Consider the following 13999-nt stretch of genomic DNA (forward strand, 5'->3'; position numbering starts at 1 on the left):
TGAACCGTTCGATTGTACCGACGGCTCCCTGAACGCCCGGTCGACCGGGCCGTGAGTATTCCGGTCAGCCCTCGAACAGCCCGCGGATGTCGTCGGCGGAGAGCGATTGCGCGAACAGCGCCTCGTCGTCGAGCACGGCGGTGAACAGCCGGGCCTTGCGGCGTTGCAGGTCGAGCACCTTCTCCTCGATCGTGCCGGTGGAGATCATGCGATACACGAACACCTGGCTGTCCTGACCGATGCGGTGTGTGCGATCGACGGCCTGCGCCTCGGCTGCGGGGTTCCACCACGGATCGAGCAGGAAGACGTAATCGGCCTCGGTCAACGTGAGGCCGAAGCCGCCGGCCTTCAGACTGATGAGGAACACCGGCTGCTCCCCCGAGGTGAAGCTCTCGACGACCTTCTGCCGGTGACGTGTCGACCCGTCGAGATGCGCATAAGGAATGCCGGCGGCATCGAGGCGCGCCGCGGCCAGATCGAGGAACGAGGTGAACTGGCTGAACACGAGCGCCCGATGGCCCTCCGCCTGGAGCTCGATCACCCGCTCGATCAGCACGTCGAGCTTGCGCGAACCGATCTTCGCATCTTCGGGGTCGATGAGCCCGGGGGCCAGGCTGAGCATGCGCATCAGTGTGAGCGAGCGGAAGACGATGAAGCGGTTGCGATCGAGGTCTTCCAGCAGTCCGAGAACCTTCTGCCGTTCGCGCTGCAGGACCACGTCGTAGAGCGCGCGATGAGACGAGCTGAGCTCGACCTCGAGGATCTGCTCCTGCTTCGCCGGGAGGTCGGGGGCCACGAGCTCCTTCGTCCGTCGCAGCAGCAGGGGCCGGATGCGCCGCCGCAGCTGCTCGAGGCGTCGCTGCCGATAGGCGCCGCCCTCCTCGTTCTCCGGGGCCTTTCCCTGCTCGATCGGCTGGATGTAGTGTTCGCGGAACTTCCGCGCAGAGGCGAACAGGCCGGGAGCGGTGAGCTTCAGCAGCGCCCACAGCTCGCTGAGGCTGTTCTCCATCGGGGTGCCGGTGACCGCGAACGTCACGTCCGCACGGAACGAGGCCACAGCACGATGCAGCTTGGTCGCCGGGTTCTTCACGAACTGCGCCTCGTCGAGGATGAGTCCCGCCCACTCGACACGGGCGTACTCGGCCTCGTCAAGACGGGCGACCGCGTAGGTCGTGATGACGAGATCGGCGTCACCGATGCTGTCATCGAGCGAGCGACCCTGTGTGCTCCCCCGGAGCAGCACCCGGAGCGCAGGCGCGAAGCGCTCGGCCTCGCTCCGCCAGGTGGCGAGCACCGACGTCGGGACGACCACGAGGAACGGCCGCTGCTCCCCCGTCTCTCGGGCATGCGCGATGAGAGCCAGGAGCTGGAGCGTCTTTCCGAGCCCCATGTCGTCGGCGAGGATACCGCCCAGACGATGACTCCACAGGAAGGCGAGCCAGTCCAGGCCCTCCTTCTGGTACGGCCGGAGCGCGGCGGTGATGCCCGACGGCATCGACACCGCAGGCACGGAGGTGGCTGTGCGCAGGCCGTCGGCGGTCGCGCGCCACGTGACCGCGGGAACCGCCTCATCAGCGAGATCCTCGAACTCCTCCCAGAGATCGGTCTGGTAGCGGCTGATCCGCGGGCCGGTCTCCCATTCTTCGAGCTCGCCGGACTCGTCGATCAGCTCCCGGAGACGATCGAGCGCTCGATGGTTTAGGGAGAAGTAGCTGCCATCCACGAGGAGGAGCTTCTTGCGGCCCTTGCTGAGCGCCGTGAACAGCGGTTCGAACGGGATGGTGCGCCCGTCGATCTTTACCAGGACTCCCAGGTCGAACCAGTCGGGGTCGCTGCTCTCGACGGTGGATACGGTGATCTGCGGCTCGCCCGTGAGCTCGTGATAGCTCTTGCGACGACCGGATACGGAGACCATGACGCCCTCTGCCTCGAGCGCCGGCACCATGCGAGTGACGAACTCGGCGGCGGCGACGTCGTGGAAGGAACCCGCCGAAGTGAGTTCTTCGCCCAGCTGCTCCATCCAGACGGCCTGGAGCGCGTCTCGGAGCATCTCCTCCGCGACCGCGTCGCGCACGGCGTCTCCTCCGGGAGCGAACGGGACGCGCCCGAACCCGCGATAGTCCCATTCGAACGTGTACTTCACCGTGTCGCCGCGCAGGAACGACAGTTCGAGCACCGGTCGGGGTGCGGGCAGCACCGGCAGCTCGACGCGACCGACCGGACGCACCTCGACCCGCCGGGCAAGCAGCGGGTAGGCGTCACGGAAGAACGCGGCTTCGTCACGCGCGGGCACCTCGAGCCCCGTCCTTGCGGCGAGCAGTGCGTGCACCGGCTCGGCGATCGGCGCCTCGGCGAGCGTCACGCGCAGCTTCGTGCCGTGTTGAGCGACCTCGTAGAGCCCTCTGTGCCCGATCGTCTGCACGTCGGCGGGGTCTGCATCGCGGCCGTCGATCGTGATGTCAGGGCGCACGAGGAGTCCGCCCGCGTCGTCACGGCCGACCGTCGCGCCGATCGTGGCGCGATCAGCGAGAACGACGGTCGTGCTCTTCTGCGTGGCGATCAGCGGGACGTCGACGTCGGCCGCCGCGCGCAGATGCCCCCACAGCAGGCCGGACTCGATCAGATCGGCGACCAGCCAGTCGCCCGCCGTGCCGGACAGCAGCGTGTCGCGCGCGATGCTGAGCAGATCGGCGAACCATCGGGAGCGGTCGCGTCCGTACTGCGTCGGGGAACGTCTCACCGCGTCCCAGGTTGCCGCACCCTGCACCCAGGCACCGGTCGCCGCGCTCTTCTCGAGCGGACGGATGCCGAGCAGGATCTCCCCCGTGCGCTTGGCGACGTCGCGCGCAGTAGCGGTCCGCTGCGGGCGGGAGGCCCAGGGGTTCGCTCCGCGACCGTCGCGCACGCGGAGCTCGACCCCGAGCGCGAGCTGCGTCACCGCATCTTCGCGCGGCGCTCCGAGGATCGAACGCCAGTCTGCGGATGACGCGCCATCGGGACGGGACGGGTCGTTCGGCAGGGGCATGCCCCCATCCTCTCCGACACCGCCGACAGTGCCTCCCCGTCGGACGGATCAGGCGGCGCGGGCGACTCGCGCGAGGACGCCGTGCACGAAGGCGCCGGAGTCATCGGTCGAGAACTCCTTGGCGAGTTCCACGGCCTCATCGATCGCGACAGCCGTCGGAACGTCGTCGTTGTAGAGGATCTCCCACACGCCGATCCGGAGCAGCGCGCGGTCGACCGCGGGCATCCGCTCCAGCTTCCAGTCGCGGCTGTGCGTCGTGATCTGCTCGTCGATCTCATCGCGCGAGTCGATGATGCCGTCGACGATCTCGCGGGCGTAGAGCCAGGACGCCTCGCGGGCGGGCTCGCTCGCGGCGCGCTTCGCCTCGGCGGCCAGCGTGACCGCGAGGTCGTCCCCGCGCACATCGGCGGAGAACAGGATGTCGAGAGCGCGCTTGCGCGCCTTCGTCCGGGCGCTCACGCCTTACTTCTCGCGGCCGAGGTAGTCACCCGTGCGGGTGTCGACCTTGACCTTGGTGCCGGCCTCGACGAAGAGCGGCACCTGGATCTCATAGCCGGTCTCGAGCGTGGCGGGCTTGGTGCCGGCCGACGAGCGGTCGCCCTGCAGGCCGGGCTCCGTGTAGGTGATCTCGAGGACCACGGACGCCGGGAGGTCGATGTAGAGCGGGTTGCCGTTGTTCAGGGCGATCGTGACGGCCTGGTTCTCGAGCAGGAAGTTCTTCGCGTCGCCGACCGTAGCGGCGCCGACCGTGATCTGGTCGAAGTCTGTCTGGTCCATGAAGACGTAACCGTCGCCGTCGGTGTACAGGTACGTGTAGTCGCGGCGGTCGACGTTCTCGATCTCGATCTTGGCGCCGGCGTTGTACGTACGGTCGACGACCTTGCCCGAGACGACGTTCTTCAGCTTGGTGCGCACGAAGGCGCCACCCTTGCCGGGCTTGACGTGCTGGAACTCGATGACGCTCCAGAGCTGACCGTCGATGCTGAGGACGACGCCGTTCTTGATGTCTGCGGTAGATGCCATGCGCTGCGAGTTCCGTTCGTGAGTCTGCGGGGTCGGACGAGACCGACAGTCGATTCTAAGGGATGAGTGCTGCGAGCTGCCGCACGGCATCCGCGTAGCCGTCGACACCGCGTCCGACGACGCGCACGGCCGCGACGTCGTCGAGGTAGGAGTGGTGCCGGAATTCCTCCCGTGCGTACACATCGGAGATGTGCACCTCGGCGAACGGCAGCGAGACTCCGGTGAGAGCGTCGCGCAGCACCACCGACGTGTGCGTGAGTCCGCCGGGATTGATCACGATCGCGGCGCAGTCCTCACGGGCGGCGTGGATCGCGTCGATCAGCACCCCCTCGTGGTTGCTCTGCACCGCACGCACCTCGAAGCCGTGTTCTGCGGCGGCGTCGATGGTGATGCGCTCCACGTCGGCGAGCGTGGCCGTGCCGTACACCTCGGGTTCGCGCGAACCGAGCAGGTTCAGGTTGGGTCCGTTGACCAGGAGGATGCGTCGGCTCACGCGCCGACCTCCTGGTAGGCGGCGAACATCAGCGATTCGTCCGGGGCCTGCAGCACCGTCGGCTTCGCGATGTCGTCGAGAAGGATGAAGCGCAGCATTCCGCCGCGGCTCTTCTTGTCGCGCTGCATCGTGGCGAGCAGCTGCGGCCATGCTCCTGCGCGGTACGAGGTCGGAAGCCCCAGCGACTCGAGGATGGTGCGGTGACGCTCCGCCGCGGCGTCGGAGAGGCGTCCGGCGAGACGCGAGAGCTCGGCCGCGTACAGCATGCCGACCGAGATCGCGGCGCCGTGACGCCAGCGGTATCGCTCTGCGTGCTCGATGGCGTGCCCGAGGGTGTGGCCGTAGTTGAGGATCTCCCGCAGGCCCGCCTCCCGGAAGTCGTCCGAGACGACCTCGGCTTTCATCGCGATCGCAAGTTCGATGGCACGCCGGAACTCGTCCGTCGTGGGGTCAACGGCACGAGCGGGATCCGCCTCGACGATGTCGAGGATCTCCGGCGCCCAGATGAATCCGGCCTTCACCACCTCGGCGAAACCGGCGGTCGCCTCGTTCGGGCTGAGGCTCGCGAGCTCGTCGAGGTCGCCCACGACGGCGCGCGGCGCCCAGAACGCACCGACGAGGTTCTTGCCCTCCGCGGTGTTCACCCCGGTCTTGCCGCCGACCGCCGCGTCGACGAGGCCGAGGACCGTGGTCGGCACCTGGATCAGCTGCACACCGCGCAGCCACGTCGCCGCCACGAAGCCGGCGAGATCGGTGACCGAGCCGCCGCCGTAGCCGATGACGGCGTCACTGCGCGTGAAGTCGGCCTGCCCCATCACCTGCCAGCAGAAGGCCGCGACCTCGATGCGCTTGCCCTGCTCCGCATCCGGGATCTCGGCGAGCAGCACCTCACGCGGCCCGTCCGAGGTGTCGGCGAGCAGGCGATCGCGCAGCTCGGCGGCCCGGGCGGCCAGCGTCGGGGGGTGCACGACCAGGATCTTGCGCACCCCCGGAGCCAGCGCAGCCGAGACCCGTTCGAGGATCCCCCGCCCGATCGTGATGTCGTAGGCGTCGCTACCGGTGACGCTGATGGTCGTCGTGCTCATCGCTGCTCTCTCCTCCATGCCACGATCTCGTCCGCGATCTTCTGCATCGGACGACGTGAGGTGTCGAAGGTCGCCGATGACACCTCGGCGTACCACCCCCGACGTTCCTCGAAGATCTTCTTCCAGCGCTCCAGGGGGTCCTCCCCCGCCAGCAGCGGACGATTGCTCCCACGGAGCCGATCGGCCACCGCGTCGGGGCTCACGGTCAGGAACACGACCGGGTGCTCTGCCAGCAGCTCCCGGGTCGCCGCTTCCGTCACCGCCCCGCCACCGAGGGAGATCACCCCGCCCTCGGCGAGGGCCTCTGCCACCGCGGCCCGCTCGAGGGCACGGAAGTGCGCCTCGCCGTGGGCCTCGAAGATGCCGGCGATGGGTCCGTGGGCGGCCACGATGCGCTTGTCGGTGTCGATGAACGCGACGCCGAGCCGACGAGCGACGCGTCTGCCGACGCTGGTCTTGCCGGCGGCCATCGGGCCGACCAGCACCAGCGTCAGCGGATCAGCCGCGCTCGTCATGCGCGATGAGCGCCGCCTCGGACGCGGGGGTCGTGCGCAGCTCGGCAGGGATGCCCGCCAGGTACCCGTCGAGGTTCCGTCGCGTCTCCCGGATGCTGTCGCCGCCGAACTTCTCCAGCACGGCGTTCGCGAGCTCGACCGCGACCATCGCCTCGGCGACCACACCGGCGGCTGGTACCGCGCACACGTCGGAGCGCTGGTGGTGGGCAGTGGCGTCGTCTCCTGTCGCGATGTCGATCGTCCGCAGCGCGTGCGGCACCGTCGCGATCGGCTTCATGCCGGCACGCACGCGCAGGACGGTGCCCGTCGACATGCCGCCCTCGGTGCCGCCGGCACGGTCGGATCCGCGCGTGATGCCGTCGGCGGTCGCGAAGAGCTCGTCGTGCGCGGCCGAGCCGCGACGACGGGTGGTCTCGAAGCCGTCGCCGACCTCGACACCCTTGATCGCCTGGATGCTCATCAGGGCCTGGGCCAGACGCGCGTCGAGGCGCCGGTCCCAGTGCACGTGGGAGCCGAGTCCCGGAGGCAGCCCGTACGCGAGGACCTCGACGATCCCGCCGAGCGTGTCGCCGTCCTTCTTGGCGTCGTCGACCTCGGCGACCATCAGCGCGGAGGTCGCCGCGTCGAAGCACCGGAGCGGATCGGCGTCCAGCGCCTCGACGTCATCCGGCGTGGGCAGCGCAGAACCCTCGGGTACGCGCACCGGGCCGATCGACAACGTGTGGCTGACGAGACGGATCCCGAGCTCACCGAGGAAGGAGCGGGCGATCGCTCCCAACGCGACACGAGCGGCCGTCTCGCGGGCGCTCGCACGCTCGAGGATCGGACGCGCCTCGTCGAAGTCGTATTTCTGCATGCCCACCAGATCGGCGTGCCCTGGACGCGGACGGGTGAGAGGCGCGCTGCGTCCGCGAGACTTGTCCGTGAGCTCGACGGGCTCGGGGTTCATGACCTCGATCCACTTGGGCCATTCGGTGTTGCCGATGCGCAGCGCGATCGGACTGCCGAGGCTCCGGCCGTGGCGCACACCGCCGGAGATCGTCAGCTCATCCTGCTCGAACTTCATCCGCGAGCCGCGGCCATAGCCCAACTTGCGACGGGCGAGGTCGGCCTGGATGGCCTCGGAGGACACAGGGACGCCGGAGGGAAGACCCTCCATGACGGCGATGAGTTCTGGGCCGTGCGATTCGCCGGCCGTGAGCACGCGGAGCATTGCTCCAGTCTCCCACGGGTTCGCACCCCCGCAGCGCCGCGTTTCGTCGAGCGAGCGGTTCGGTCAGAGCGCGGCGCGCATCGCGGTGATCACCGCGGCCTCGTCGCGGAGCTCCATCGTCGGATCGCCGTGCCGGAAGATACGGATCTGGCGCACGGCCTGATGCAGCAGCATGCCGAGTCCGGAGATGGCCGGGCCATCGCTCCAGGTCATCGCGAGAGCTGACGGCCACGGGGCGTAGGCGGCGTCGAAGAGCGACCCGCCACTCGACGACAGCACCGAGGCGATCTCCGCGGGGAGAGCGGTGCCGCTGGGCAGCGTGGCCACGGTCAGCTCGACGGCCGGAGCAGGCGCATCGAACGCGCGTACTTCCACGACGAGGCCGAGCCGCTCCCCGAGATCCACCAGCGCCGCCGCGGCAGCAGCGCGCCGAGCACGCACGTCGACGCGCGCGGCCCCGATCTCGGCTGCGGCGACGAGAGCCGACGCCGCCGTGGCCCCGGCCCCGAGTATCCGGACCCGTTCGACCTCGGCGATGTGCGCCTCGGCGAGGGCATCGACGATCCCTCCGACATCGGTGTTGAACCCGGCCGGCTCGTCTCCCAGGAGGAGCGTGTTGACGGCGCCCGTGAGCCGCGCGTGACGATCCCGTGTCGCCGCCGCGCGGAACGCCTCTTCCTTCAACGGCATCGTGAGGGAGAGACCACGCCAGGTGTCGTCCAGTTCGGCGATCGCCGAGGCGAATCCCTCCGCCGAGACCCGACGCCGTCCGTACTCCCAGTCCAGGCCGAGCACACGATAGGCGGCCGCATGCAGCTCCGGGGACTTGGAGTGCGCGATCGGATCGCCCCAGACCGCCAACCGTGAGCGCGTCACCGTCTCAGCAGCCGCCGTCGGGGTTCGCACGGCACCACTCACGCCACTTCTCGATTCCCTGCTCGTGCTCCGCCATGGTCTCGGAGAACTGCGTCTCCCCCGTGGCGAGGTTGATCGTGACGAAGTACAGCCACGGGCCGTCAGCAGGCTGCATCGCCGCCTTGATGGCCGCGTCGCTCGGGCTGGCGATCGGTGTCGCCGGCAGGCCGGTGCGCACGTAGGTGTTCCACTCGTTGTCGTCCTCGAGCGCTTCCTTCGAGCTCGACACGACGCCTTCGTGCAGCGACCCGTAGCCGTACTGGGCGGTCGAATCCATCTGCAGCTTCATGTCGATGTCGAGGCGGTTCTGAATGACGCGGGACACCTTCGCGAAGTCGTCGAGACGGCCCTCGCGCTGGATGATCGAGGCGATCGTCAGGATCCGTTCGGCATCAGCCGCCGGCACACCTGCCGCGTCGAGCGACTCTCTGGTGCGGTCGACCATCCGCTGGATCACCTGAGGTGCGGTGACCCCGGGATCGAATTCGTACACTGCGGGGAACAGCCAGCCCTCCAGGCTCGGCGCGTCCACGCCGTAGGCCGAGGGGTCCTGGACCGCAGCCTCGAAGTCGGCGAGCGGAAGCCCGAGAGTCTCGGCCATGCCGGGCAACGAGGAGACGATCGTGCCTCCCTCGGAGACCGAGACGGCATTCGCCATCTTGTTCGCGTCGTCCTTGAGCGCGGCGAGGGCGGCCTCTGCCGTCATCTTCTTCTGCAGGCGGTAGACGCCCGGATAGAACGTGACCGCGAGGTTCTCTTCGACGATGTAGTCGTAGAACACGTCCTCGGTCTTCGTGACGCCGGCCTCATAGAGCGCCGTCGACACCGGCCCCCCGGTGTCGCCCTGCTTGATCGTGACGAGGGCTTCGCCGTTCGCGAGACCGGGCTCCCAGTCCTTCGACTCGCCCCAGCCCATGGCATCGCTGATCTTGTCGCCGTAGGTGTTCCAGGCCCAGGCGCCAGCCGCCGCGATGCCGCCGAGCACGGCGAGCACGATGATCAGCGCGATCAGGCAGCCCTTGCGGCGCTTCTTCTTCGGCGCCGCGGGAACATGGTCGTCGTGCGGGGCGAACAGATCGTCGAGCCCGCCTCCGATCACCGGTTCGGGCGTTTCGGCCGCTGCCGAGGTACGACCGGTGCCCGCCGCGGGCACCGCTTGCGGGAGAGCACGCGTGGGAGTCTCTGCGGCGTCGGCCGAAGCGCGAACGGGCGTCGGCGACGGCGCCGCATCCGCGGTGACGGCATCGTCCGCGGACCCACGTACCGGCACAGGGGACGGCTCGGCCGGCGTGCGGGCCGTGCCTCCCACCGGAGTCGCGGTTCCCTCTCCGGCTGCTGCCTCTCGGGCGGCGCGGCGCGAACCGGGCGCCGGAGCACTGTTGTCGACGGTCGGGATCTGCTGCGTCGGGTCCGGCAGATTCTCGAACAGATCCCCCAGGCGGGAATCAGGATCGTGCCGGGGGGTGGCGCTGTCACGTTCAGACATCGTCAGGCGTGCTCCTCGTCAGGCGAGATGGTGGCGCCGGCCGGGTTTCCGGTGCTCTTCTCCATGTCGATCGCCTGCTGCAGAAGCACCACGGCGGCGACCTGATCCACAATGCTACGAGAGTTCTTCTGAGATCTCCCGGAACTGCGCAAAGCGGCGTGCGCGCTCACGGTGCTGAGGCGCTCGTCCACGAGGCGCACGGGGATCCCGCTGCGCACCTGAAGCGCAGCGGCGAACTCTCGCGCATCCGTGGTCGACGGTGTGTCGGCACCCTGCATGTTCACCGGGAGGCCGACCACGAACTCCAACGGGTCGTACTCCCCTGCGATCTGCACGAGGCGGTCGATCGATGCGTCGTCCCGAGGGACCGTCTCGACCGGGACGGCGAGCATGCCATCGGGATCGCAGCGCGCGACACCGACCCTCGCCCTGCCGACGTCGATGCCGAGTCGCACGCCGCGGCGGAACCCGCTCACGCGGCGTGCAGCTCCTGTGAGATGGCCTCGAGCGCCGCGGGAAGAGCCGCGGCATCCGCGCCACCGCCCTGCGCGACGTCGTCACGACCGCCGCCGCCGCCGCCGAGCACACCGGCAGCGCGTTTCGCCAACGCGCCGGCCTTCGCGCCCGCAGACCGAGCGGCATCGTTGGTGGCGACGACCACGACCGGACGACCGTTGACCACAGCTCCCAATGCCACGACCGCGGCATCGGAACCGAGCCGATCGCGCACGCCGTTCACGAGATCGCGCACATCGTCCGCGGACGCCACCTCGCCCAGGTTCTGGGCAGCCAGGCGGAACGCTCCAGCGCGGGTCGCGGCCTCGACGATGGCGGGAACCTGACCCGCCCTCTCCTTGGCCTCGAACTGCGCGATGCGCTTCTCCGCCGCCTTCAGACTCGCGGCGAGGTCGGCGATCCGCTCCGGAAGCTGTTCGCGCGGCGTCTTCAGGGAACTGGTCAGCTGCGAGACGATCGCCCGCTCCGCGGCGAGCTCCCGGAAGGCATCGGCACCGACGAGCGCCTCGATGCGACGATTGGATGCGCCGACGGAAGACTCTCCGACCAGGCTCACCAGACCGATCTCCGCGCTCGTGCTGACGTGCGTGCCCGCACACAGCTCACGCGACCAGGGGCCGCCGATGTCGACCATTCGCACGACGTCGCCGTACTTCTCGCCGAACAGAGCCATGGCTCCGGCTTCCTTCGCCTCGTCGAGGGAGACGATGCGCGTGGTCACCTCGAGGGAGTCCTGCACCGCGCGGTTGGTGATCTCCTCGATCTCGCTCCGCGTATCCGTCGAGAGCGCCTGCGACCAGGCGAAGTCGAAGCGCATGTAGCCGGCACGGTTCAACGAGCCCGCCTGCGTCGCGGTCGGACCGAGCGTGTCGCGCAGAGCGGCATGCACGAGGTGGGTGGCCGAGTGCGCCTGGCGGGCGGCACGACGGTTTGCCGCGTCCACCACCGTGGTCGCGATGTCGTCGACGGCGACGCTGCCGCGCGTGACCTCGACGGTGTGACTGATCAGACCGGGAACCGGCTTCTGCACATCGAGCACCTCGAGCGTGTATCCCGGGCCCACGATCGTGCCCTTGTCGGCCACCTGTCCACCCGACTCCGCGTAGAGCGTCGTCTCGGCGAGCACGACCTCGGCGATCTGGCCCTCGGCGGCGCTGCGCACGGGGACACCGTCGACGAGGAGACCGAGCACACGGGATTCGACCTCGAGCGCGGTGTAACCGTCGAATCCGGTCTCTCCCAGCGCGCGCAGATCGCGATAGACGGACACGTCGGCGAGCTGACGCTTGCGGTTGCGGGCGTCGTCCTTCGCGCGCTGGCGCTGCTCCTGCATAAGGGTGTCGAAAGCGGCTCGATCGACGTCGAGCCCTGCTTCCTCGGCGACCTCGAGCGTGAGGTCGATCGGGAAGCCGTAGGTGTCGTGCAGCAGGAAGGCCTCGGGACCGCTCAGGGTCTTCCCGCCGCCCTTCCTGGTCTCGTCCAGAGCCAGGTCGAGAATCGTCGACCCGGCGACGAGGGTGCGACGGAAGGTCTCCTCCTCGGCGAACGCCGATGCCGAGAGCACAGACCAGTCCCTCTCGAGTTCCGGATAGGTGGTCTTCATCACATCGCGGGACGCGGCGAACAGCTCGGGGAACACCGGCTCGTCGACACCGAGCAGGCGCATCGAGCGGACCGTGCGACGCATCAGACGGCGCAGGATGTACCCGCGTCCCTCGTTGGAGGGACGCACGCCGTCGGAGAGGAGCATGAGCGAGGAGCGCACGTGGTCCGCGACGACACGGAACCGCACGTCGTCCTCGTGCTGCGCCCCGTAGGGCCGTCCGGAGAGCTCGACCGCACGGTCCAGCACCGGCCGCACCTGATCGGACTCGTACATGTTGTCGACACCCTGCTTGAGGAAGGCGACGCGTTCGAGGCCCATGCCGGTGTCGATGTTCTTCATCGGCAGCTCGCCGACGATGTCGAACTCCGTCTTGCTGCGGATGTTCTCGATGAAGTCCTGCATGAACACGAGGTTCCAGATCTCCAGGAACCGCGAGTCGTCGACAGCCGGGCCGCCGTCCTTGCCGTAGGCGGGACCGCGATCGAAGAAGATCTCCGAGTCGGGACCACCCGGTCCGGGCTGGCCGGTGTTCCAGTAGTTGTCCGCCCGGCCCAGGCGCTGGATGCGCTCCGGCTTGAGCCCGATGATGTCGCGCCAGATCGCCTCGGCCTCGTCGTCGGTCTCGTAGACGGTGACCCACAGGTCCTTCTCGTCGAAGCCGAGACCGCCGTCGGACTCGGAGCTCGTCAACAGCTCCCAGGCATAGCGGATCGCGCCTTCCTTGAAGTAGTCGCCGAACGACCAGTTGCCGAGCATCTGGAAGAACGTGCCATGACGGGCAGTGCGGCCGACCTCTTCGATGTCGTTCGTGCGGATGCACTTCTGCACGTCGGCGATACGCGAGTGCGGAGCAGGGACGACACCTGTGAGGTACGGGATCATCGGCACCATTCCGGCGACCGTGAACAGCAGGGACGGGTCGTCACTGACCAGGGAGGCCGAGGGGACGATGAGGTGGTCGTTCTTCTCGAAGAAGTCGAGATAGCGCTGCGCGATTTCCGCAGTTTTCATAAGGTTCCGGGTGTCCTTGCGTGAAGATGCCGCGCCGAGGCGCCGCTGCGGTGGTTCAGTTGTCGCCCGGCTCCGTGAGCCGTGCCTCCTGCTCGCGGTAGGCGTCGCTGAGGATCGCGGTGAACCCGTTGATCCGGGCGTCGACCTCGGCGAGGATGTCATGACCGCGCGGGTCCTTGTTCATGAAGTGAGCCGCGACGAAGCCGCCGATCACACCGATCAGGAACCACAGCACGTTCTTCATGTCGTCATCCTTGCCCTTGACCCGCGAAGGCGCGGTGTCACCATCGTATGCGGAAACGACAGGAGGCGTCGGGAATCCCGACGCCTCCTGCCTGATTGCTCGATCGCTGGATCAGCGAGCCGCGTAGTACTCGACGACGAGCTGCACTTCACAGGTCACGGGGACCTCGGCGCGCTTCGGACGACGAACCAGACGCGACTGGAGCTTGTCGAGCTCGACCTCGAGGTAGCCCGGAACGGGGGGCAGGACCTCGGCGTGACCGCCGGCTGCCGCCACCTGGAAGGGCTCGGTGCCCTCGCTCTTGGCCTTGACGTGGATGAGCTGACCCGGCTTCACGCGGAACGACGGGCGGTCGACGAGCTGGCCGTCGACCAGGATGTGGCGGTGCACGACGAGCTGGCGAGCCTGTGCGGTGGTGCGGGCGAAGCCCGAACGCACGACGAGAGCGTCGAGACGCATCTCGAGGAGCTCGACCAGGTTCTCACCGGTCAGGCCGTCCTGACGACGAGCCTCGTTGAAGGTGTTGCGCATCTGCTTCTCGCGGATGCCGTACTGCTCGCGAAGACGCTGCTTCTCACGCAGACGGACGGCGTAGTCGCTGTCTGCCTTGCGCTTGGTGCGGCCGTGCTCACCCGGAGCGTACGGACGCTTCTCGAGGTAGCGGGCGGCCTTCGGGGTGAGAGCGACGCCGAGGGCGCGGCTGAGACGCACCTTGCGGCGGTCCTGGGACTTCGTGGTCACGAAGTTTTCCTTCCGATGACGTGGTCGCGTCTTTCACGACTCACGGACGTATCGTCCGCGTTCTGCCTTGGAGCGCACGCCGGGGCGCCAGCAAGGTGTGGTGTGAACGAGGAGATGCCCGAAAAC

13 protein-coding genes are annotated in these 13999 nt (G+C 68.6%); all 13 read right to left on the reverse strand.

Going from position 1 to position 13999, the window contains the following annotated elements; translation table 11 throughout:
- Positions 1-64: 64 nt before the first annotated feature.
- Positions 65-3025, reverse strand: a complete 2961-nt coding sequence (locus L687_RS35635; RefSeq protein ID WP_021200617.1) for a DEAD/DEAH box helicase — start codon at positions 3023-3025, stop codon at positions 65-67.
- 48 nt (positions 3026-3073) lie between these two features.
- Positions 3074-3484, reverse strand: a complete 411-nt coding sequence (nusB, locus tag L687_RS35640; RefSeq protein WP_021200618.1) for a transcription antitermination factor NusB — start codon at positions 3482-3484, stop codon at positions 3074-3076.
- A 3-nt stretch (positions 3485-3487) separates the two neighbouring features.
- The gene (efp, locus tag L687_RS35645; protein WP_021200619.1) at positions 3488-4048 is read right to left on the reverse strand and encodes an elongation factor P; all 561 of its coding nucleotides are present in this window, start codon (positions 4046-4048) and stop codon (positions 3488-3490) included.
- 55 nt (positions 4049-4103) lie between these two features.
- Positions 4104-4541: a type II 3-dehydroquinate dehydratase gene (aroQ, locus tag L687_RS35650; protein WP_021200620.1), complete on the reverse strand. Its 438-nt coding sequence runs from the start codon at positions 4539-4541 to the stop codon at positions 4104-4106.
- Positions 4538-5626: a 3-dehydroquinate synthase gene (gene aroB / locus L687_RS35655; protein ID WP_021200621.1), complete on the reverse strand. Its 1089-nt coding sequence runs from the start codon at positions 5624-5626 to the stop codon at positions 4538-4540. The genes aroQ and aroB overlap by 4 nt, the downstream gene beginning before the upstream one ends.
- Positions 5623-6141, reverse strand: a complete 519-nt coding sequence (locus L687_RS35660; protein ID WP_021200622.1) for a shikimate kinase — start codon at positions 6139-6141, stop codon at positions 5623-5625. Before L687_RS35660 ends, aroB begins: the two co-directional genes overlap by 4 nt.
- A complete protein-coding gene (gene aroC, locus L687_RS35665) occupies positions 6125-7354 on the reverse strand; it encodes a chorismate synthase (RefSeq protein ID WP_021200623.1) in 1230 nt (409 codons plus the stop codon). The genes L687_RS35660 and aroC overlap by 17 nt, the downstream gene beginning before the upstream one ends.
- A 63-nt stretch (positions 7355-7417) precedes the next feature.
- On the reverse strand, positions 7418-8272 hold the full coding sequence (locus L687_RS35670; protein WP_021200624.1) for a hypothetical protein: 855 nt from the start codon (positions 8270-8272) through the stop codon (positions 7418-7420).
- Entirely contained in the window at positions 8235-9755 is a 1521-nt protein-coding gene (gene mltG, locus L687_RS35675; protein WP_021200625.1) for an endolytic transglycosylase MltG, read from the reverse strand. Before mltG ends, L687_RS35670 begins: the two co-directional genes overlap by 38 nt.
- Before the next feature lie 2 nt (positions 9756-9757).
- Positions 9758-10231 (reverse strand): Holliday junction resolvase RuvX, encoded by a 474-nt coding sequence (gene ruvX / locus L687_RS35680; RefSeq protein WP_021200626.1) that lies wholly within the window; start codon positions 10229-10231, stop codon positions 9758-9760.
- Positions 10228-12888, reverse strand: a complete 2661-nt coding sequence (gene alaS, locus L687_RS35685) for an alanine--tRNA ligase (RefSeq protein ID WP_021200627.1) — start codon at positions 12886-12888, stop codon at positions 10228-10230. Before alaS ends, ruvX begins: the two co-directional genes overlap by 4 nt.
- 55 nt (positions 12889-12943) lie before the next feature.
- Positions 12944-13132, reverse strand: a complete 189-nt coding sequence (locus L687_RS35690; protein ID WP_021200628.1) for a hypothetical protein — start codon at positions 13130-13132, stop codon at positions 12944-12946.
- Positions 13133-13243: 111 nt separating this feature from the next.
- A complete protein-coding gene (gene rpsD, locus L687_RS35695; RefSeq protein ID WP_017830546.1) occupies positions 13244-13873 on the reverse strand; it encodes a 30S ribosomal protein S4 in 630 nt (209 codons plus the stop codon).
- Positions 13874-13999 lie beyond the last annotated feature (126 nt).

Origin of the sequence: Microbacterium maritypicum MF109, assembly GCF_000455825.1 — a bacterium.
In the GTDB taxonomy this organism is placed as follows: domain Bacteria; phylum Actinomycetota; class Actinomycetes; order Actinomycetales; family Microbacteriaceae; genus Microbacterium; species Microbacterium maritypicum_A.